The organism is Corynebacterium sp. CCUG 69979 (genome assembly GCF_024454095.1).
Classification (GTDB): Bacteria; Actinomycetota; Actinomycetes; order Mycobacteriales; family Mycobacteriaceae; genus Corynebacterium; species Corynebacterium genitalium.
In genome coordinates this window covers 101,751-121,829 of sequence record NZ_JAGPZA010000005.1, presented here as the reverse complement: position 1 = coordinate 121,829, position 20,079 = coordinate 101,751, and the positions used below count along the sequence as shown (strand labels likewise).

At 62.8% G+C, this 20,079-nt stretch carries 21 protein-coding genes and 4 tRNA genes; 15 read left to right on the top strand and 10 right to left on the bottom strand.

All coding sequences use genetic code 11. From position 1 onward, the window contains the following. The first annotated feature begins 3 nt into the window (after positions 1–3). From KBX18_RS05010 to msrB, 7 genes are all read left to right on the top strand, one after another. A tRNA-Gly gene (locus KBX18_RS05010) sits at positions 4–79 on the top strand. 50 nt (positions 80–129) lie between these two features. Next, positions 130–203, top strand: a tRNA-Cys gene (locus KBX18_RS05005). Positions 204–221: 18 nt separating this feature from the next. Beyond that, positions 222–293: transfer RNA gene (locus KBX18_RS05000), tRNA-Val, on the top strand. 19 nt (positions 294–312) lie between these two features. Further along, positions 313–388, top strand: a tRNA-Gly gene (locus KBX18_RS04995). A gap of 269 nt (positions 389–657) precedes the next feature. Continuing rightward, entirely contained in the window at positions 658–1,287 is a 630-nt protein-coding gene (locus KBX18_RS04990; protein WP_255995064.1) for a dihydrofolate reductase family protein, read from the top strand. Between the two features lie 9 nt (positions 1,288–1,296). Further along, the gene (locus tag KBX18_RS04985; protein ID WP_255995063.1) at positions 1,297–2,580 is read left to right on the top strand and encodes a glycosyltransferase family 87 protein; all 1,284 of its coding nucleotides are present in this window, start codon (positions 1,297–1,299) and stop codon (positions 2,578–2,580) included. After that, positions 2,516–2,941, top strand: a complete 426-nt coding sequence (msrB, locus tag KBX18_RS04980; protein ID WP_255995071.1) for a peptide-methionine (R)-S-oxide reductase MsrB — start codon at positions 2,516–2,518, stop codon at positions 2,939–2,941. The genes KBX18_RS04985 and msrB overlap by 65 nt, the downstream gene beginning before the upstream one ends. On the opposite strand, the gene hemQ is transcribed toward msrB, so the two are convergent. Next, positions 2,938–3,639: a hydrogen peroxide-dependent heme synthase gene (gene hemQ, locus KBX18_RS04975; RefSeq protein WP_255995062.1), complete on the bottom strand. Its 702-nt coding sequence runs from the start codon at positions 3,637–3,639 to the stop codon at positions 2,938–2,940. The genes msrB and hemQ overlap by 4 nt on opposite strands. A gap of 107 nt (positions 3,640–3,746) precedes the next feature. On the opposite strand from hemQ, the gene KBX18_RS04970 reads away from it, so the two are divergent. Beyond that, the gene (locus KBX18_RS04970) at positions 3,747–4,376 is read left to right on the top strand and encodes a DUF3000 domain-containing protein (protein WP_255995061.1); all 630 of its coding nucleotides are present in this window, start codon (positions 3,747–3,749) and stop codon (positions 4,374–4,376) included. Between the two features lie 18 nt (positions 4,377–4,394). After that, on the top strand, positions 4,395–5,579 hold the full coding sequence (locus KBX18_RS04965; protein ID WP_255995060.1) for an HRDC domain-containing protein: 1,185 nt from the start codon (positions 4,395–4,397) through the stop codon (positions 5,577–5,579). Here the strand turns inward: KBX18_RS04965 and dxs are convergent. From dxs to dut, 4 genes are all read right to left on the bottom strand, one after another. Then, on the bottom strand, positions 5,576–7,489 hold the full coding sequence (dxs, locus tag KBX18_RS04960) for a 1-deoxy-D-xylulose-5-phosphate synthase (RefSeq protein ID WP_255995059.1): 1,914 nt from the start codon (positions 7,487–7,489) through the stop codon (positions 5,576–5,578). The two genes, KBX18_RS04965 and dxs, sit on opposite strands and share 4 nt — an antisense overlap. A gap of 107 nt (positions 7,490–7,596) precedes the next feature. After that, positions 7,597–8,847: a class I SAM-dependent RNA methyltransferase gene (locus KBX18_RS04955; protein WP_255995058.1), complete on the bottom strand. Its 1,251-nt coding sequence runs from the start codon at positions 8,845–8,847 to the stop codon at positions 7,597–7,599. A 1-nt stretch (position 8,848) separates the two neighbouring features. Beyond that, a complete protein-coding gene (locus KBX18_RS04950; RefSeq protein ID WP_005289874.1) occupies positions 8,849–9,772 on the bottom strand; it encodes a DUF3710 domain-containing protein in 924 nt (307 codons plus the stop codon). A 40-nt stretch (positions 9,773–9,812) separates the two neighbouring features. Continuing rightward, entirely contained in the window at positions 9,813–10,271 is a 459-nt protein-coding gene (gene dut / locus KBX18_RS04945) for a dUTP diphosphatase (RefSeq protein WP_255995057.1), read from the bottom strand. 84 nt (positions 10,272–10,355) lie between these two features. On the opposite strand from dut, the gene KBX18_RS04940 reads away from it, so the two are divergent. Continuing rightward, complete coding sequence (locus KBX18_RS04940) at positions 10,356–10,919, top strand: DUF3093 domain-containing protein (protein ID WP_255995070.1); 564 nt, start codon at positions 10,356–10,358, stop codon at positions 10,917–10,919. Positions 10,920–10,937: 18 nt separating this feature from the next. Here KBX18_RS04940 and KBX18_RS04935 read toward each other — a convergent pair whose 3' ends face one another. Both KBX18_RS04935 and KBX18_RS04930 read right to left on the bottom strand, forming a co-directional pair. After that, positions 10,938–11,231, bottom strand: coding sequence for a DUF4193 domain-containing protein (locus tag KBX18_RS04935; RefSeq protein WP_005289868.1), 294 nt, complete (start codon positions 11,229–11,231; stop codon positions 10,938–10,940). Between the two features lie 137 nt (positions 11,232–11,368). Continuing rightward, the gene (locus KBX18_RS04930) at positions 11,369–12,238 is read right to left on the bottom strand and encodes an inositol monophosphatase family protein (protein WP_255995056.1); all 870 of its coding nucleotides are present in this window, start codon (positions 12,236–12,238) and stop codon (positions 11,369–11,371) included. Between the two features lie 67 nt (positions 12,239–12,305). Here KBX18_RS04930 and ppgK point away from each other — a divergent pair, with 67 nt between their 5' ends. Both ppgK and KBX18_RS04920 read left to right on the top strand, forming a co-directional pair. Beyond that, positions 12,306–13,070: a polyphosphate--glucose phosphotransferase gene (gene ppgK / locus KBX18_RS04925; RefSeq protein WP_255995055.1), complete on the top strand. Its 765-nt coding sequence runs from the start codon at positions 12,306–12,308 to the stop codon at positions 13,068–13,070. 253 nt (positions 13,071–13,323) lie between these two features. Continuing rightward, complete coding sequence (locus KBX18_RS04920) at positions 13,324–14,916, top strand: RNA polymerase sigma factor (RefSeq protein ID WP_255995054.1); 1,593 nt, start codon at positions 13,324–13,326, stop codon at positions 14,914–14,916. A gap of 60 nt (positions 14,917–14,976) precedes the next feature. Here the strand turns inward: KBX18_RS04920 and KBX18_RS04915 are convergent, their stop codons facing one another. The 3 genes from KBX18_RS04915 to KBX18_RS04905 all read right to left on the bottom strand — a co-directional run bounded on the left by KBX18_RS04915 (position 14,977) and on the right by KBX18_RS04905 (position 17,605). Then, a complete protein-coding gene (locus KBX18_RS04915) occupies positions 14,977–15,510 on the bottom strand; it encodes a DUF4190 domain-containing protein (protein ID WP_005289860.1) in 534 nt (177 codons plus the stop codon). A gap of 77 nt (positions 15,511–15,587) precedes the next feature. Next, positions 15,588–17,348 carry a DEAD/DEAH box helicase gene (locus tag KBX18_RS04910; protein WP_255995053.1) on the bottom strand — a complete coding sequence of 587 codons (1,761 nt, stop codon included), beginning with the start codon at positions 17,346–17,348 and terminating at the stop codon, positions 15,588–15,590. Beyond that, on the bottom strand, positions 17,345–17,605 hold the full coding sequence (locus tag KBX18_RS04905) for a DUF3039 domain-containing protein (protein ID WP_370687024.1): 261 nt from the start codon (positions 17,603–17,605) through the stop codon (positions 17,345–17,347). The genes KBX18_RS04910 and KBX18_RS04905 overlap by 4 nt, the downstream gene beginning before the upstream one ends. 50 nt (positions 17,606–17,655) lie before the next feature. Here KBX18_RS04905 and KBX18_RS04900 point away from each other — a divergent pair, with 50 nt between their 5' ends. The 3 genes from KBX18_RS04900 to dtd are packed head-to-tail and all read left to right on the top strand — an operon-like array spanning position 17,656 to position 20,075. Then, complete coding sequence (locus KBX18_RS04900; protein ID WP_255995052.1) at positions 17,656–18,108, top strand: DUF3099 domain-containing protein; 453 nt, start codon at positions 17,656–17,658, stop codon at positions 18,106–18,108. An 18-nt stretch (positions 18,109–18,126) separates the two neighbouring features. Further along, on the top strand, positions 18,127–19,644 hold the full coding sequence (locus tag KBX18_RS04895) for a class I SAM-dependent methyltransferase (RefSeq protein ID WP_255995051.1): 1,518 nt from the start codon (positions 18,127–18,129) through the stop codon (positions 19,642–19,644). Next, positions 19,641–20,075: a D-aminoacyl-tRNA deacylase gene (gene dtd, locus KBX18_RS04890; protein WP_255995050.1), complete on the top strand. Its 435-nt coding sequence runs from the start codon at positions 19,641–19,643 to the stop codon at positions 20,073–20,075. Before KBX18_RS04895 ends, dtd begins: the two co-directional genes overlap by 4 nt. Positions 20,076–20,079 lie beyond the last annotated feature (4 nt).

The window sequence follows — 20,079 nt, the reverse complement described above, 5'->3', positions numbered from 1 at the left end:
TTTGCGGATGTAGCGCAGTTGGTAGCGCATCACCTTGCCAAGGTGAGGGTCGCGAGTTCGAGTCTCGTCATCCGCTCCAAGTCCCAATTGGCAGCAATTGGTACTGTGAAAGAGGCGGAAATCGCCCACGGTGGAATGGCCGAGTGGTGAGGCAAAGGTCTGCAAAACCTTGTACACGGGTTCGATTCCCGTTTCCACCTCCATATTCATTTGAATATTGCGCGCGTTTAGCTCAGCGGGAGAGCGCTTCCCTGACACGGAAGAGGTCACTGGTTCAATCCCAGTATCGCGCACGAAGGGTCTGACCCCTTTGCGGATGTAGCGCAGTTGGTAGCGCATCACCTTGCCAAGGTGAGGGTCGCGAGTTCGAGTCTCGTCATCCGCTCCACTACCCCGGCGGCAATAGTCGCCGGGGTTTCTTCGTGTCTGGAGGCACCGCGGGAAAGGCTTGCGCGCGGGAAAACGGGCGCGTTTTCGTGCCGTCCACACGTCAACTAACTGGAGTCACTTTCGAAACATCTGACCTGGGCGTTCACGGACCGGTTTCAAACGGCACGAAAATAAGCCATTATTTATGGATGTAACAACAAAAGCGCGCCAAGACATCGGCATAGACGATCAGCTGCCCCCAGCGCCCACCCCACTACGATCGGCCTCATGCTCGACACGATCATCGGCCCGACAAGCGCCCGCGAAGAAATCCGCGCTGTCGCGGTCACCACGGTTTTCGGCTCGTTCACGGCTGGTGGCACCTCCGGGGAGCTGGGCAACGACACGGACTCACAGGTCCTGGCCGCCCTGCGTGAGTGGGCGGATGTCATCCTGGTCGGCTCCGGCACGATCAAAGCGGAGGATTACGGCCCGGCGGACACTCCGATAGCGGTGGTGTCGCGCTCACTCGACTTCGACACCTCCGCGAAACTGTTCGGCGGGGCTCCCCCGCTCATTCTCACGCCAGAGGCGTCGCTGACAGACGCCGCGCTCGCCGAGCGCCGCCAGGCGCTTACAAACGCGGGTTGCTCTTTGGTGTCTACGGGGCAAGGGGGTGCGGGTGAGATCGTCGATAAGCTGCGGGAGCTGGGGTACGGGCGAATCATTTGTGAAGGCGGCCCCTCGCTGTATGCGGACATGTTCGCGCATTCGCTTATCGACGTCCTCCATCTCACCATCGACCCCCGCACCAACGGCGAACCCGCCGGTTTGCAGGGCGATTTCACCGTGAATCTCGAGTTGGAGCAGGTGCAAACGGACGGGTCGTTCCTCTTCGCGCGCTATCGCCGCGTGTAGGTTGAGGGGGTGACTACCCGCCTGAGCCAGTTGACCCAGCTGTGGACCGCCCAGCCCCCTGAGCGTGCGCTGCGCTGGCAACAGGTGACAAACGGGGCACTGTGGCCGCTGGCAATCCTTCTGGTCATTCATCGCATTGTCGTGCTGGCGCTGCCGGGCACCGCGACGGATGATTTCACCACGGTCTGGTCCGCTGCACGCCGCTTCGTTGAGCGCGTGCCGGTCTACAGCGAGACCTACCACCACGTGGACCCGCACTATCTGTACAACCCTGGCGCAACGTTGCTGTTGTCGCCGCTGGGTGTGTTCCCGGACATGTCTGTTGTGCGGCCACTGTTCATCCTGTTCAACGCCGCGTGCATCATTGGCGCACTGGCATGGTTGACCCGTCTAGTTGGCCGCGGTCTGGCCCACCCTGTGTTCCCTGGCGCCATTGCCGCATGCTTTGCGACGGAAGCCGTCACCAACACCCTGATGTTCACCAACATCAACGGCGTTCTCTTGTTCGGTTTGACTGCCTTCCTGGCGCTGCTACTGCACGGGAGCAGGGGAAGCTCGTGGGCAGCCGGCATCGTCCTAGGCCTGTGCATCCTGGTCAAGCCGATGTTCGCCCCCTTGATTGTGCTGCCGCTGATGCGTCTCGAATGGCGAGCAGCCGCGTCCGCCGTGGCGGTGCCGGTTCTATTCAACCTTGTGGCGTGGCCGCTGACGCCAGGAGCACGCGATTACGTCGACATCGTCGTGCCGTATCTGGGCATCACGCGCGATTACGCGAACTCTTCGCTGGCCGGTGCCGCCGTGTACTTCGACATGCCGGGGTGGCTGCACGGGCTGCTGTTCGGGATCATCGCCGCCGCCGTCGCGGTGGCCGTGCTGGGACTTGCCCGCTACCGCTACTCCGACGAGTTCATGTGGGCGGCCACTTCCGCCACCGTACTGATTACGGGGGTGTGCCTGCTGTCATCGCTGGGCCAGGCGTACTACTCCATGATGGTCTTCCCCGCTGTATTCACTGTTCTGGGCCGCCACAGCGTCTTCCACACTCCCGCGGCATGGGTGGGAATATTCCTGTGCCTCTCACCGCTGACGTGGGTGACCGATGGCACCTACTTGGCAGGCCGTTGGGCGAACACGTTCTTGCCCACCGCAGGATGGATGATCTTCATCGTCGCCGTCGCGGCCTGGGTAGTGTCAGAAGCACTGATTCGGAGGGAGCCGAAACATGACCATGGACAAGCCGACGAACTACCGCGACTGGACCGAGGAGCAGTGGCGCGAGAAGCTCAGCCCTGAGGAGTACTACGTTCTGCGCGAGGCCGGAACTGAACCTCCCGGGGTCGGTGAGTACACCGACACCACCAATGAGGGTGTGTACCGTTGCCGCGCCTGTGGAGCGGAGCTGTTCCGCTCCACCGAGAAGTTCTCCTCCCACTGCGGCTGGCCGTCTTTCTTCACCCCACTGGCCGGCGACGCAGTGATTGAGCGCGAAGACCGCTCGCATGGCATGGTGCGCACAGAGGTGCTCTGCGCCACCTGCAACTCGCACCTGGGCCATGTCTTCGCCGGTGAGGGCTACCCCACCCCCACCGATCTGCGGTACTGCATCAACTCGATTTCGCTGACGCTGGAGGAAGGCGCCGCGGACAAGCGTTAAGGCAGCGCTTCAATGATCTCCGCGACGTCGTTGACGCGGCGGCCGGAGAAGAACGGCAGCTCTTCACGCACGTGCAGGCGCGCTTCGGTGTAGCGCATCTTGTGCATCAAGTCGGAGATGCGTTCCAGCGAGGGCGCCTCAAACGCCAGCATCCACTCATAGTCGCCGAGCGAGAACGCCGACATCGTGTTGGCGCGCACATCTTTGTAGTCCGCGGCGGCTTGGCCGTGCTTGATGAGCAGATCGCGGCGTTTAGCCGGATCCATGATGTACCAGTCGTAGGAGCGGGTGAACGGGTAGACAGTGATCCAGTCCTGCGGCTCCTCGCCCATGATGAATGCCGGCAGGTGGCCGCGGTTGAACTCCGCCGGGCGGTGCAGACCGACACCGATCCAGAACACCTCGAGGGCCTGGCCCAGCACCGTGGTGCGGCGGAAGGCGTTGTAGGCCTCCTGGATCTCATCGAAGTTCTCGGCGTGCCACCAGATCATCACATCAGCCTCAGCCCGGATGCCGGAAATGTCGTAGATCCCGCGGACGACAACTTTGCCTTCGTCCTCAAGGCCAGAGAAGAAACGCTGCGCTTCCGCGATGATCTCGCCGCGGTCCGCGCCGAGTGCGCCCGGAATCACCCGGAAGGTCGCCCACTGAGCGTATCGCTGGGTGTTGTTGAGCTTTTCAATATCTAGTTCCGCCATAGCGAAGACCTCCTGAAACAATCAAACCAAAGTATTATCTTTCACCCTACCCCCTCGCAGCGGCGCGCCTCCACGGAATCAGCGACAGGCTGGATAGCTTGGAACCCGTGACACATTCGGACCACCCTAAGCTCTCCGCCGCAACATCATCCGAGAGCGCCGAAACCACCCAGATCCCAGCGGAATTCACGGAAGCTGTCGAATCGATGCACCGCGCCCAGCTGCGCCCCGAGATCAGCCTGGGCACCATCCGTCCCCCGCAGCGCCCGGCCCCGTTCAGCCACGCAGTGGGCCTGGAAGTTCAGGGCAACGACGATGACGGTCCGATCCCGACCGACGCCCAAGGTGATGCCTTCGGCCGTCTCATCCTGCTGTACTCGCCGTCCGGGGAGGAGCAATGGGAAGGCTCCATGCGCCTTGTCGCCTACATCCAGGCGGATATGGACGATGCCGTTGCGTCCGATCCGCTGCTTCCCGACGTCGCATGGCAGTGGCTCGGCGAATCCCTGGCTGAGACGCACGCCGGGTATACGGATCTAGGCGGCACGGTGACGTCCACGTCATCGGTGCGCTTCGGCGACATCGGGGGCCCTCCGCGCGCCTACCAGATCGAGATGCGCGCCTCGTGGACGGCTGACACCACCGATCTCTCCCACCATGTTGAGGCTTTCTCTAAGGTGCTCGCCCATGTCGCCGGTCTCCCGCCGGAGGGCGTGGCGGGGCTCGACCGAAGGTGACCGTCTAAGCTGTGGGGGATGCACTACGAACTCGTTGACACCCCCGACGGGTTCGCGCGCGCTGCGAAACAACTCGCCGCAGGGCACGGACCTTTCGCCGTGGATACGGAGCGAGCGTCTGCGTACCGCTACGACGACCGCGCCTTTCTCATCCAGATTCACCGCCGCGGCGCAGGAACGTTCCTCTTCCAACCAGAGGGCCTACGCGAAGAACTGACGTCCGCCCTCGCGCCTGCTGTGAACGGCGAAGACTGGATCATTCACGCCGCCCCTGAGGACCTGCCGAGTCTCGCTGAGCTCGGTCTGCATCCCGGAACACTCTTCGACACTGCTCTCGCTGGCCGCATTGCCGGCTTCGAGAAACCGAACCTCGCCGCCATGGTCGCCGAGTTCTGCGGAGTCGAGCTGGAGAAGGGCCACGGCCGCGAAGACTGGTCGCTTCCGACCCTTCCGCGGGAGTGGCTGGACTACGCCGCCCTCGACGTGATTTACCTGCCCGATCTGGCAGAGGCTCAGGCGGAGTTGCTGGGTGGGCTGGGCAAGCTGGACTATGCGGAGCAAGAATTCGCGCACATCGTGGACACGTTCGCGGAGTGGACTGCCCCCACGCTGACATGGGAAGGGCTCAAAGGCGTGAACAACCTTCCCTCTGCCCTCTCCCGTGCCATCGCTCGCGCAGTCTGGGAGCAGCGCAACGCCGATGCTTTACGACGCGACATCTCCCCCTCCCACATCCTGCCGTCCAAACTGATCATCGCGATAGCGAAAGAACAGCCGCGCTCCCCCGCCGATCTCGCGGCCATGAAGGGCTTCCCTGCCCGCCGCACAGGCGCGAGCCACAAGTGGTTCCGGGTCCTGCGCGGGGTATATCAATCTGATCCCGCCACGTGGCCGGACAAACCGCGCAACAATGAGGGCACACCCGGGAAGTCTGCCTGGCAGCGCCACCACCCGGAGTCGTGGGACTACCTGCAAACGATGCGTTCCGCCATCGCAGAGGCCGCTGATGACATGGACCTGCCTGCCGAAGTGCTGCTAACCCCGGCAGTTCTCCGGGAAACCGCCTGGGCACTTTCCCAGGGCACGGTCTCATGGGACACACACGCTGTCGCCGGCCTTCTGGCCGAGCAGGGGGCACGTCCATGGCAGGTCGCAAACACAGCGGATCTGTTCACCGCGAACAGGCCAAGCGAAGAAGTTTAGGCCAGCCCTTCAATCCACTCGCGGATGGATTCGCGGGCGGAATCGGCGTCGAGTCCAACGTCGGCAAGCAACTCGGAGCGCGACGCATGCGGCGGGAAGATATCCGGGAAGGCCAGGCGTCGCAGCGGGGTGTCCACTTCGGCAGCGGACAGCGCCTCAGACAGTGCCGAGCCGATGCCTCCGCGCACAACACCGTCTTCGTACACGACCACCAGGTCCGCTTCGGCTGCCATGTCGATCAGCTCAGGGTTGATGGGAATGATCCACCGGGGGTCAACGACGGTGATGCGGGCACCGTCGTCATTCAGCTCGCGTGCAACCTGAACTGCGTTCTTGCTGAACTCACCGATTGCGACGAGAAGCACCTCGGGGATGTCCTCGTCGGCGTCTCCAGCGGGCTCGACGAGAATGTCGCTCCCACCGTCCGTGCGGCGAAGTTCCGTGACCGGGTCCCCCACGTCGCCCTTCGGGAAGCGGACGACGGTCGGGCCGGTCTCCAAAGCGATGGCTTCTTGGAACTCTTCGCGCAAACGGTCAGCATCGCGCGGGGCGGCGACACGAATACCCGGAACAATGGAGGTCAAGGCCATGTCCCAGACACCGTTGTGGCTCGCGCCGTCGCTGCCGGTCACGCCTGCTCGGTCGAGCACGAACGTCACCGGCTGATTGATCAGGGCTACGTCCATGAGCAACTGGTCAAAAGCGCGGTTGAGGAACGTCGAGTAGACCGCCACCACCGGGTGCAACCCGCCGAGAGCCATGCCCGCTGCCGACGTCACAGCGTGTTGCTCAGCGATGCCCACATCGAAGAACCGCGAGGGGAACTTCTCCGCGAACGGTGTCAACCCCGTTGGGCCCGCCATCGCTGCGGTGAGTGCCACGATGTCTTCACGCTCGTGCCCGGCGCGGAGCAGCTCCTCGGAGAAGACCGACGTCCACCCCGGACGCGCTTCACCCAGCGCCTCGCCAGTGACGGGGTCAATGACGCCCGTGGAGTGCATCTGGTCGGCAATATCGTTGACCGCCGGGGCGAAACCGTGGCCCTTCTCAGTTGCAACGTGAATAATCAGCGGTCCGTCGTATTGGTGCGCATAGGTAAAAGCACTCAAGAGCGACGGAATGTCGTGTCCTTCGATCGGGCCGACGTATTTCAAACCCAAATCTTGGAACATCTGCGTCGGCACCACCTGGTGCTTGATGCCATCCTTCACCATCTTCATAGCGCCGAATGCGCGCTCGCCGACCCAGCCCATGGACTTCAGGGTGCGCTTTCCCTGCTCCATCACTTCGTCGTAACCAGGCTGAATCCGGATGGAGGCGATCTGGGAACGGAGATTGTCCAGGTTGCGGGCGAACCCGCCGATGGTCGGTGAGTAGGACCGGCCGTTGTCGTTCACCACGATGGTGACGTTGCGCTCCCCTTCAGCGATGTTATTCAGCGCTTCCCAGCACATTCCGCCGGTCAGAGCACCATCACCCACCACTGCGACAACATTGCTGTCGGCGTGGCCCTGAAGCACCTTCGCCTTTGACAGCCCGTCCGCGTAGGACAACGCCGCGGAAGCGTGGGAGGACTCGGTCCAGTCATGATCGGACTCGCTGCGACTGGTGTACCCGGACAATCCATCCTTTTTGCGCAGTGTGTCGAACTGCCCGGAACGCCCCGTGAGGATCTTGTGCACGTAGGACTGGTGGGACGTGTCGAAGATGATAGGGTCGCTCGGCGAGTCAAAGACGGCGTGCAGGGCGACCGTCAGCTCGACGACCCCCAAGTTCGGTCCGAGGTGGCCGCCAGTAGCGGAGACCTTCTGGATGAGAAACTCGCGGATTTCCCGCGCGAGACGTTCGAGCTCGTCCGCCGACATGCCCTTCAGTTCGGCCGGGGATGTGAGGTGCTCAAGCCTGCTCACTGCTCGTCGTAGCTCCTTGGTCGAGGTTGTCGGACGGTTGGTGAAAGCGTCTCGAATGGTTGAAGGACAATTCTACACTTTCCCCGCTCTAACCCGGCATCGGCTTTTCAGGCCGGAACGAGGCTGGTGAGGACTTCGAAGTGGTGGGTGGCGGGAAAAGCGTCGATAAGCGCCATGCGTTCGACGACGTATCCTGCCGCGCCCCATGTGGCCAGATCGCGCGTGAATGTCGCCGGATCGCACCCGATGTGGATGACGCGTTGCGGGCGGCGCGCAGCGATGCCGGCGACGACGTTTTCCCCGGCCCCTGTGCGCGGAGGATCGAGCACCACGAGCCCTGGGTCCGGCAGCTCATCCAGCGCCGCTTCCACTTTCTGGTTGCGCATGTCCACGTTGAACGCGCTCAGTGCGGGCTGCGGCGTGCGCGTCGCGGCGGGAGAGTAGTCGACGCTGGCGATGCCCGGTGCCTTGTCCCCCTCCATGGCAGCGCTTATCGACGGCACAAACAACCCCACCCCGCCATACAAATCCCACCCTGCGCGCTCACCGTAGTCGTCCGCAGCCCAATCAAGGATGTAGGCCGAATAGGCCGCAGGAGCAGCGAGATGTGCCTGCCAAAACGCTGTCGGGGGAAAGCTGAAGTGGAATTCCTCCCCGGCGACCGGAACGATCTCGGTCGCGGCATCGCCACCCTCGATGCGCGTATCAATGTGCTCCACACGTTTACCGCGTTGCGCCCGCCGCGTTTCGACGACGTGACGCTGCCCTGCCCCGTCAACGACCACCACGAGCTCAGCACCGGGGGTGAATCTGGCATCACCGCCGACGATTCCATCGAGGGCCTCCGGGACCACCTGGGAGCACGGCTGCCCCGCAACGATCTCGCGGCTGCGTGCGCGGCGCATTCCAGCACGCCCCTGTTCATCGACGCCAAGACGGACACGGGTGCGCCACCCAAGGGTCGGTTCGAGCGATTCTTCCTCGAGGTCGATCGCTGCGTCAAAGCCCTCGAGCACACCACTGGGCCGGGCATGCTTTTCCAACTGCCCGACCAAGATCTCGCGCTTGAACCGCGTTTGCGCGGCGGGATCGATGTGGGAGTAGTTGCAGCACCCTGCGCCAGCTGCCGCTGCCGGGCAGGCGACCTCAGTCCGGTCCGGCGACGGTTCCACTACCTGGGTGAGCGCGGCACGAGCCCACCGCTTCTTCACAGTGGTCAGCTCGGCTTCCACCACATCACCGGGAAGTGCTCCTGCCACGAACACCACGCGACCGTCCGGGGCGTGCGCAATTGCCTCGCCCCCGTGCGCCATCGCGGTGGGTTCAAGCCTGACGTGATCGCCAGAAGTAAGCTCCATATTACTGCTGTTCGGGCTGGTCAGGCTGGCCGGTCTGCTCTCCCTGACCCTGTTGGTTCTGTTGGTTCTGCTGGTTCTGCTGCCGCAGCTGTTGCTGCTGCATAGCTTGCTGGATTTGCAGAGCGAGCTGTGCGGGCAACTCGACCGGCAGGGAGTTGCCTGCCAGCACGGGCGTGTTGCCGCGGTAGATGAAGGAGCGAGCGATGATTTCGCGGCCGAGATCCGCCAACCGGTCTTCCTTACCGTGCGGCGCTGCGAGGGTGACGCGGTACAGCCAGCGCGGGCCTTGCACACCGATGATGCGGATGATGCCGTTGTCGCCAGTGCCGACCACTTCGCGGCCCCATGGGCCCTCTTCATATTCGACCGGCATGCCTTCAGCGCGCATGCCCTCTGCGATCTCATCGGAGGACTCTTCCCACATGCCGCCGGAGTTCGGTGCGGCGAACGCCACCGGGGTGACACGGCCGAATTCGGTGATGACGTGGAGCATGCGCGGGCCCTGCTCACCCATCTCCACCTGGACCTGGGAGTTCTTCGGAAGCGCTAACTGGATCGAGCCGAGGTTGAGCAACCCTGCGGAGAAGTCGCTGAAGTCGAAGTCGTTGATGTCAACGTTGTCACCGTCAAAGGGGCCGGTCTTCCCGTTCACGGCGTCGTGCTCACGCTGGACAACGGCAGCCTCTTCGGCCTCTTTGACCTGCTCGGGATCAGGCGTGGTCTGGACGATTGTGCTGCCCTTGTCTTTCACCGGGTTCATGTATTGCACGTCGTGAAAGTCCCCGCTAGATGCACGGGGCCGCGTGGGGGTGGCGGGGGCCTCCGCGGGACGAGAAACAAACGGGTCTTCCCATTCCCGCCTGCGGTAATTGCCATATTCAGCGGAGTCGCTGTTCTTTTTCTTGCCGAAGGGCCACAGTGCCATGATTGTCTCTTTCGCTCGTTCCTTAAGTGCTAAGTTGCTGCTAATTCACGCCGGTGGAGCCGTATCCGCCCGAACCGCGGACAGTCTCATCGAGGTCGTCAACTTCGATGAAGTCCGGCAGTTCCACTCGTTGCACCACCAGTTGGGCGATGCGCATCCCGCGGGTGACCTCAAAGGGAGTGTCTTTGTCCGTGTTGAGCAGGCACACCTTGAGTTCCCCCCGGTAATCCGCATCGATCGTGCCGGGAGTGTTCACGATGGTCAGGCCGTGCTTGGCCGCCAGGCCCGAACGCGGGTGGATCAGGCCCACAGTGCCAAGCGGCAACGCGATAGCGACGCCGGTACTCACCAACACACGCTCACCGGGGCCGACCGTGAGGTCGTGAGCGGAATACAGGTCCACACCGGCATCGCCGCGGTGGGCGCGTTGCGGAATGGGTAGGTCCGGATCGAGCCGCTTGAGGGGGATCGGTCCGATCGAGTTCGTCTCTTTGGTCACGTCCCCACACTACGTGAGGTTGACGGGGCACGTATCTCCGCCATTCGCCAAACCATTTAAGGAATCATGGGGCACTTGCCTACCATGGACGGTGTGACTGAAAGCGCGAACACCCCGCCAACACCGCCTACTACCCCTTCCGCGGCGCCAGAAGTGCTGTACTCCGAACGCCAGTGGGTGCCGTTGTGGTGGTGGATCGCGGGGACTGCATTCGCGGCGCTGTTGGGTGCTCAAATGGGTGTCAACCGCGGGATGTGGTGGTTCGTCGCGACGTTCATTGTCATCGGCGCCCTGATCGCATGGTTCCTTATTCACTTGTCGTCGACTGTGGTGCGCGTGGAGCGCGACGGTGACGGAACGCGCTGGCTCGTCGTGGGTGACGCGAACTTGCCGTCGTCAGTGGTGTCGCGCTCTCTGGCTGTCCCCCGTTCGGCGAAGCAGAACGCGCTTGGCCGGCAGCTCGATCCCGCGGCGTATCTCGTCCACCGCGCATGGGTGAAAGAAATGGCCTTGTTCGTTCTCGACGACCCGGAGGACCCCACCCCTTACTGGCTCGTGTCCTCTAAGAATCCAGAGGAACTGCTTCGGGCCTACGTTCCGGAGCAGGCTGATACGGCCGCCGAGCCCCTCCACCGCACTGGCCAGTAGGCCAACGCGGGACGTCGGTTACTCGCAGTCGAGGCAAATCTTCGAACCGTCTGGCTCAACGTGGCCCAGGCGGTTGTGCTTCTGCACTAAGAAGCAGGATGCGCAGGTGAACTCGTTCTCCTGTTTCGGCACGACAGAGACATTGAGTTCTTCGCCGGACAGGTCGACGGTCGGCGGATCGAATGCGTCAACAACTTCCCCATCGTCGTCCATGCTGCTGCCGGCGACCTCTTCAGCCTTGAGACCTTCAAGGGAATCCGTCTCGATCTCATCATCGAGGCGGCGGCGAGGGGCGTCGTAATCGGTGGCCACGAGGTCTCCTTCTGAGCCTGAGAATGCTTTCAAAATGCTTACTGTCAGCGTGATATTAAAACAAGAATTTCTTTATGTCATGTTTGCCCCGCGCACAGACGTTTCGGCGTGTCGCACCTCGACTTCCCCTTTCTAAATCAGACCTGGTCAGAGAATGGTTTCAGGGGCTGATCTGCCCCCGCTTCCGCAAGGAGGGCGCGGAAGTTATTCCAAATCCCCGGAGCGGATGCCATTGTCACCGCCCCGTCATGGCCGCTGGCACCCAGGCCAGGATGCTCAACCTGTGCGCCAGCCTCGGTGGCAATCACGGCTCCGGCGGCGTAGTCCCACGGGTGGGTGGCGTGCTCGTAGTAGGCATCCACTACGCCGTCTGCAAGCATGCACAAGTCTAAAGCAGCACTGCCGGCGCGGCGGATGTCGCGCACACGCGGCAATACCGCGCGCAGAATGTCCGCTTGCTGGGCGCGCCACTGTGGCGTGTAGGAGAAACCGGTGGCCACAAGCGCGAGAGGCACATCGCTTATCGACGACACACCTAACCGCCGCCATTCCTCTTCCCCTCCCCCACGCGTGAAGGCCCCGCGACCTCTACCTGCCTGATAGGCGCGGCCAGTAGCAACATTGACTACCGCTCCAGCAAGCAGTTCCTCCCCGCGCGCGGCTGCGATCGACACCGCATACTGCGGGACCCCATAGAGAAAGTTCACCGTGCCATCAATCGGGTCGACGATCCACCGCACTCCGGAACGAGACGGAACGTCGGCGCCTTCTTCCCCCAGAATGCCGTCGTCTGGTCGACGCTCGAGAAGAGTGGACATGATCAACTGCTCCGACTCTTTATCTACGACAGTGACCGGGTCCACTGCCGAGGATTTTGTCTCCGCCGCAGTCAATGCGCTTTCCCCGATCAGTTCGGCCCGCCTATCGCGGACGTGACCTGCGGCCAGCAAGCAGGTGGAAAGGGCGACGTCGAGAAGCTCGTCGACAAGCAAATCTGCGGTACTCATGCTTGCCATCGTGCCTCAAAGTAGCCAGCGTCCGCGCGGGGTGCGGAAGTGCGTAGAATCGGCGGGTATGGATCACACCTCGGGCAACTACTGCTGCGGCATCGACATCGGAGGCTCTGGCGTTAAAGGCGCGATCGTCGACATGGACACCGGCGAGTTCGCCACCGACCGCATCAAGATCGCCACTCCCCAACCCGCGACCCCAGAGGCTGTGGCAGAAACCGTTACTGAGATTGTCCGCCAGCTCGAATGGGACGGACCCGTGGGCATCTGCCTACCCTCCGTGGTCAAGGAGCAGGTAGCAATGACCGCCGCGAACATCGATGACGCGTGGATCGGTACCGACGTTCATGAGCTGTTCAGCGAGCATGTGCCTGGCCGCGACATCGCGGTGCTGAATGACGCTGACGCAGCCGGCCTGGCCGAAGTCGCGTTCGGTGACGAGATCTGTCGCACCGGGGCTGTGATGTTCTTGACCTTCGGCACCGGAATCGGCTCGGCGCTGCTCATGGACGGCGATCTGTTCCCCAATACGGAACTTGGCCACATGTTTGTGGGCAAGAAGGAGGCCGAGCACCAGGCGTCTTCGGCTGTCCGCGACCGCGAAGAACTGAGTTACTCACAGTGGGCGAAGCGCGTCGACAAAGTCCTGACAGAGTACGCGCGGCTGTTCAATCCCATCGCCTTCGTCGTCGGTGGCGGCATCTCGCGCAAGGCAGATAAGTGGGTGCCGCTGCTTACCGTGGACACGCCCGTTATCCCGGCCAAACTGCGCAATCGCGCGGGAATCGTCGGTGCCGCGATGGCTGTGTGGAAGCACGTCGCGCCCTAAAACCCCCGCATTCGCGAAAATAATTCGCCGGAGGGGGTGGCGGGAACCGGGGAGCCGTGCCTATGCTGTAGGGTTACCGCAAAGGCCGCGTAGGAGCGGTCTACGTCATGGTGGGAGGAATAGCCTTCCGCTTTCCGCGGTTAACGTCATCGGAAATCAACCGGCTCACCCCGCTACCGACTTGATTATGCAGGTTTGCGTATCGTGGTGGGACACCAACGTAGTCAAGCGATGAGTGCACGAAAGGTCGTACGTGGCAGCTAGCACCCCATCCACCAATAACAGCCCTGATGCCGCTGTCGAGGAAGACGCGGGTCAGGCGTCTCAGCCTGCGCGGAAAAAGGCCGTGAAGAAGACGGCTAAGAAGGCCGCCAAGAAGACTGCGGCTAAGAAGACCACCAAGAAGGCTGCGAAGAAGACCACGAAGAAAGCCGCCAAGAAGACGGTGAAGAAGACGGCCGCGAAGAAGACCGTGCGCAAGTCCGCACAGGCAGCCTCTGCGGCCGACGCAGCTGAGAACGAGGACGAGTCCGCTGACGCCGACGACACCGATGACGTAGACGATGTCGACGACGTGGACGGTCTCGGCGACGACGACATGCTCGACGGCGACCTGGATGAGGATCTGGCCGACGAGGACATGGACGGCGACGACTTCGATCCGGAGCTCGAAGAAGACGAGGAGCTCGACAGCGAAGCTGTCGTCGATGCTGCCACTGCCACCGATGAGGAGGATGGCGAGGAGGACTCTGACGAGTTCGTGCCGGAACTCGGTGAAGAGGGTGAGGCCGCGGCCTCGGCTCCTGCAAGCGACGATGATGACGAAGATGATGCCGCTCCCCCGTCAGTGTGGGACATCGAAGAGTCTGCTGCTCTGCGCCAAGCACGCAAAGACGCCCAGCTCACCGCCTCTGCGGACTCGGTGCGTGCTTACCTCAAGCAGATCGGTAAGGTCGCGCTGCTTGACGCTGAGCAGGAAGTCTCTCTGGCCAAGCGCATCGAGGCCGGTCTCTACGCCCAGCACCGCCTGGATGAGATGCAGCGCGCCGCCGACGAAGGTGACAAGGACGCGAAGCTCACCCCGGCTGTGAAGCGTGATCTGCGCGCCGTCGCCCGCGACGGCCGCAAGGCGAAGAACCACTTGCTTGAGGCGAACCTGCGTCTCGTGGTGTCCCTGGCAAAGCGCTACACCGGCCGTGGCATGGCTTTCTTGGACTTGATCCAGGAAGGCAACTTGGGCCTGATTCGTGCAGTGGAGAAGTTCGACTACTCCAAGGGGTACAAGTTCTCCACTTACGCCACATGGTGGATCCGTCAGGCGATTACCCGTGCGATGGCAGACCAGGCCCGCACCATCCGTATCCCGGTGCACATGGTCGAGGTGATTAACAAGCTCGGCCGCATCCAGCGCGAGCTGCTGCAGGACCTCGGTCGCGAGCCGACTCCGCAGGAGCTGGCGAAGGAAATGGACATCACTGAGGAGAAGGTCCTTGAGATCCAGCAGTACGCGCGCGAGCCGATCTCCCTGGACCAGACCATCGGCGATGAGGGCGACAGCCAACTCGGTGACTTCATCGAAGACTCTGAGGCTGTAGTGGCCGTCGACGCTGTGTCCTTCACGCTTCTGCAGGACCAGCTCCAGGACGTGCTGCACACGCTGTCCGAGCGTGAGGCGGGCGTTGTGCGCCTGCGCTTCGGATTGACCGACGGCATGCCGCGCACCCTCGACGAGATCGGACAAGTCTACGGCGTCACGCGCGAGCGCATTCGGCAAATCGAATCGAAGACGATGTCGAAGCTGCGCCACCCGTCGCGTTCGCAGGTGCTGCGCGACTACTTGGACTAAAGCAGCGAGACCCCTCGTCACCACCTAGCCAGACAGCCCGGCTCAACCGGGAGTGTCTGGCTAGGTGTTTTCTTTATACGCCCGGTCGCGGTCCGCTGTGCGCTCGAGCACACTCTCGCTGCTGCTTTCCGGCCCTTTATTACTGCCAGTGCCAGAGTCCACCTCCTGCTCCAGCTCATAAATGGCAAGTGCCATGAATGCGAGAAAAGCAATGGCCATGAGGGTGCTGATGATGCTCGCTATCAGGCCGGTGATAGCCATTCCCATACCGTTGGAGCCGGGGAAGCGACGGCTGTTGGTGATCCCCATAATGCCGCAAATGATGCCGCAAATGCCGAGCAGCAGGGCGAACGGCCCAGCGATGAACACCATCGCGAACGAACAAAGGCCGACCACCAAAGCGGCGACGGCTGTTTGGTTCTTCTCTGCAGGTACCGGCGCGTAGGCGTGGGGCACGAACCCGGTCGCGTACGCGTTCGGCCCGTGCGGGTTGTAGCGCCCCCACTGGTCGACAGGACCAGCTTCAAATGGTTGACCGTAGCCGTCTAGCTGTCCCCGTTGCTCGTGGCTGTAACCGCCGTATGGTTCGTTCATCGGGTCCCTGGGGCTGCGGGGGTACTGCGGGCCGTAAGGATTGGGATGCACCATAATGCCCGCTAGCCTAGCAGCGTTTACCAGTCACGCAGATAGTCGATACGCGCCCGAAGTTGCTCCGCAGAGCACAGCGCCGTCGGCGGGCCGCCGCAGGCATTGCGGACCTCCGTATGGATTGCCCCGTGGGGCCGGCCCGTGCGCGACGCAACAATTGCCACGCGGGCGTTGAGCTCCTGGCGCAGTGCCGGGATGTCTTCGGAAGCCACGCCAGTGCCGGCACCTGCGGAGGGAGCATCGCTTATCGACACACCCATCTTCTCCTTCCGCACCTTTTCCTGTTCGGCTTTAGCCTTTTCGGCCTTCGCCTCGGCTTCCCGCGCGTCGAGCTGGTCAGACTGGCGCTTGCTCAGCAGCAGCTTCACCTGATCGGCGTCGAGGAGCCCCGGCAGGCCCAGAAAGTCCTGTTCCTCATCGGAGCCGGTGAGGGTCGGCGTTCCGTAGGTCGATCCGTCGAAAATGAGCGAATCGAGCTCTGCAGACGCACCGATGGACTGATACGCCGCTGCTTCATCAGGCTCGGTTTCCTTCCGGTTCGCCTGCTCGAGCAGTTCATCGGACCAGCCGGATTCACGGTGGGCTTTGCCGAGCACATGGTCACGGGAGACCTCCATCTCCTCGGCCAGACGCAGCAGCACAGGAACAGACGGCAAGAAGATCGATGCTGACTCTCCTGGCATGCGTGAGCGGACAAAGCGGCCGATTGCCTGGGCAAAGAACAGTGGCGTGGAGGCAGAGGTGGCGTACACGCCGACCGCGAGACGCGGCACGTCCACGCCCTCAGAGACCATGCGCACCGCCACCATCCATTCGTCCTGGGAGGCGGAGAATTCTTCGATGCGCTTGGAGGAACCGGGCTCGTCAGAAAGCACCACGGTGACAGGCGTGTTTGAGATCGTGCGCAGGATCTTGGCGTAGGCACGTGCGGTCGTGGTGTCGGTAGCGATGACCAGTCCGCCGGCATCCGGCATGTTGGCGCGGATCTTGGTCAGGCGGGTGTGGGCTGCTTGCAGAACAGCCGCGATCCAGTCGCCCTTCGGATCCAATGCGGTCTTCCAGGCGCGGGTCGTCTGCGCGGCGTCGAGGGGCTCACCCAAGCGCGCCGAGTACTCCTCCCCTGCTGAATCGCGCCACTGGGCCTCACCGGAATACGCGAGGAAGACCACGGGGCGGACAACGCCGTCGCGAAGCGCTTCGGCATACCCGTAGGTGTAATCCGCGCGGGAGACCAGATGCCCCTCACCGTCATCGTCGTAGGTGACAAAGGGGATCGCGGAATCATCGGAGCGGAACGGCGTACCGGTCAGCGCGAGACGGTGTTCGACGTCGTTGTACGCCTCGCGGACGCCGTCACCCCAGCTCTTCGCGTCGCCGGCGTGGTGGATCTCGTCAAGGATGACCATGGTTCTGCGTGCTGATGCCACAGCGTGGTGCTTGAACGGGTGCATGCCCACTTGCGCGTAGGTGACTACCACACCGTCATAGGCAGGATTGACCGCAGACGAGTTGGTGAAGGCGTGATCCAGCGACAGCCCGAAGCGCGCTGCCGCCTGAGCCCACTGGATCTTCAGGTGCTCCGTGGGAACGACGACAATGATGCGCTCGACAGTCTTATCTGCGTGCAGCGTCGACGCTAGGGTCAGCGCGAAGGTGGTCTTTCCTGCACCGGGGGTAGCCACGGCCATGAAGTCCTTCGGCTTGCGCTGGAGGAAAAGATCGAGGGCCTCCTGCTGCCACTGGCGGAGCGAAGGCCCTTTCGTTGTGCCTGGAACTGACGTCACCGCCGACGCAGCCCCTTGTAAATCCTCTCGCAATCCGGGCACACGGGTGAGCCGGGCTTCGCCTGCTTACGCACAGGGAACGTCTCGCCGCACAGGGCAACCACCATGTCACCGCTGACAGCGGAGTGCACGATCTGGTCTTTCTTGACGTAGTGGAAGAACTTCGGGGTGTCGTTGTCCTGCGACGTGTCTTCCCGGACGTCGGGGCGTTCGATCGTCTTCGTGGTGGTCTGGCTCATGTGCGTCACGCTCCCCATCATGCCTCAAGGTGCCTACCGGAATGCAATGTGCTCTACCCTAGAAGATCATGAGCACAGCGAGCAGTTTCGGTGACCACGAGACCGTGGACCAGGCCGAAGATGCGCGCGATTCACGGCCGAGCAGGAAGTTCTCCCGCAAGCGGGCTGAACTGATCACCTCCGCCCAGCGCTCCCCCGCCCAGAACCGCAAAGAGCGCGAGATCAAGTACTTGATTTTGCAGGGCATGCGCATCCCGTTCGTGCTGTTATCTATTGCCGCTGTGCTGTGGTGGGAGAACTGGTGGCTGGCGTTGATCTTCTTCTGCATCTCCATCCCGTTGCCGTGGATCTCCGTTGTCATTGCCAACGACAGCAATGAGGTCCGGGACAAACGCACCGCCAACGTGTACAAGCCGGCCGCCGCCCGGCAGGCCGCGCTGGCCTACCACCAGCAAGCCCAGCTGCAGTCTGCGCCTCGCCCAGACGCGGCGGGGCCGGGCACAATCGACCACGAAGAGTAAACGAGCAGGAGGAAGAGGATGAATCCGGCTGACATCGCACGAGAGTTGACCCGCGAGTTGGAGCGGACTGGCTTCACCGCCGACACCATCGCTGCCCACCTGGGCCCGGATGCGACGGAAGCCCTCCACCGCGGTGAGCCCGGCGCGGTGCTTGAAGCATGCGACGATTCTGTCCTCTCCGGGCTCATTCGCTTCTTCCTCCTGCGCCAGCCCATGAGCGCCGAAGAGCTGGCTAGGTTCCTCCCGGCGCGGCTCGTGCTTTCGCTTATCGACGCTTCTGTGGCCACCCGCACCCCCTCCGGCGACATCGAAGTCGCCCTGGATGTCCGTCCGCACATCATCGCTGGCGCAGACCGATTCATTTTCTCCGACATGGACGCATCGGTCACAGAGCACGTCCCTGGGCCAGACCACGTGCTCGGTGTGGGCGCGGCGAGCCTATCGCTGCTCTCCGCGACACCGCTGACACCGGTAGGGACTGTCCTGGATCTGGGCACCGGTTCAGGCGTGCAGGCGCTGGCGCAGGCGGGCACGGCACAACACGTCACCGCGACCGACGTTCATCCAAGAGCGCTCGACCTCGCCGCTGCCACCATGGCTGGCGCCGGAATCACAAACGTTGAGCTGCGGGAAGGACTGTGGTTCGACCCGGTGGCAGGGCAACGCTTCGACCGTATCGTCGCCAATCCCCCGTTCGTGGTTGGTCCGCCGGAGGTCGGCCACGTTTACCGTGATTCGGGGTTGGATCTGGACGGGGCGACGGAGCTCGTCGTCAAGCAAGCTCCTGAGCATCTCGCCGCGGACGGGACCGCGTACATTCTCGGGGCCTGGGTCCACACGGATGACCAGCCGTGGGAGCACCGCGTTGCAGCGTGGCTGCCTCCCAATGGAGTTTCTGCCTGGGTATGCCAGCGGGATGTCGTTGACCCGGCACTGTATGTGTCCACGTGGCTCAAGGACGAGTCGATCGATCCACGCTCGAAGGAGGGCGTGGAGCGCACGCGCCGTTGGCTGGACCACTTCCGTCAGGCCGGAGTGCGTGCCGTGGGCTTTGGCTGGATTTTCCTTCGCGACATCGGAGATGCCCCGACCGAAGCCACATTTGAAACGCTCGACCAACCGTTCACCGATCCTCTTGGCCCGGAGGTCGAAGAGTACTTCATACGCATGGACTGGCTGCGCACCGCAACCACCGATGACATCCTGGACTCCCGCTTCACCGTGCGGCCCGGTGTCGCGCTCGAAGATGTCGCTGTGGCTGACTCCGAAACAGGCATGGGCTTTGAAACGCAGGTGAAGCGACTCACGCGTACCGACGGCCCACGTTTCACCCACGAGATCGACGACGCAGTCGCGGCCATCGTCTCCGGCCTCAACCCAAACGGGCTTCCGCTGCTCGACATCGTGTCCATCTTCGCCGCGTCGCAAGGGCTTGAAGATGCCGCCGAAGAGACCCTGACCCAGCAAGCCGCCAGTGTGGTGGTGGACCTGATCCGCCACGGCCTAGTGCTCCCCCAGGAGGTGGTTCTGCCGTGAAAGCAGTATTGACTCGAGTAACCCGAGCATCTGTGACGGTTGACGGAGAGGTGGTCGGCGCGATCGACTGTCCCGACACAGGCGGAGTCCTAGCGCTCGTCGGTGTCGGCCGGGAGGATGCCGACGATGCTTGGGAAACCATGGCACGCAAGATTGCCGAACTGCGCCTGCTCGACGGCGAAGTGTCGGTCGAAGAAGCCGGAGCGCCGGTGCTTCTGGTCAGCCAGTTCACCCTCATGGGCAGGACCAAGAAAGGCCGCCGCCCATCGTGGTCCGATGCAGCCCCCGGGGATGAAGCAGAACCAATCATCGCAGCGATCGCTCAGGCGCTGCGCGAGCGTGGAATTCACGTCGAAGAAGGCCGCTTCGGAGCGATGATGGAGGTCAGCTCGGTCAACTCCGGCCCCTTTACGCTATTGGTTGAATGTTAGGCAG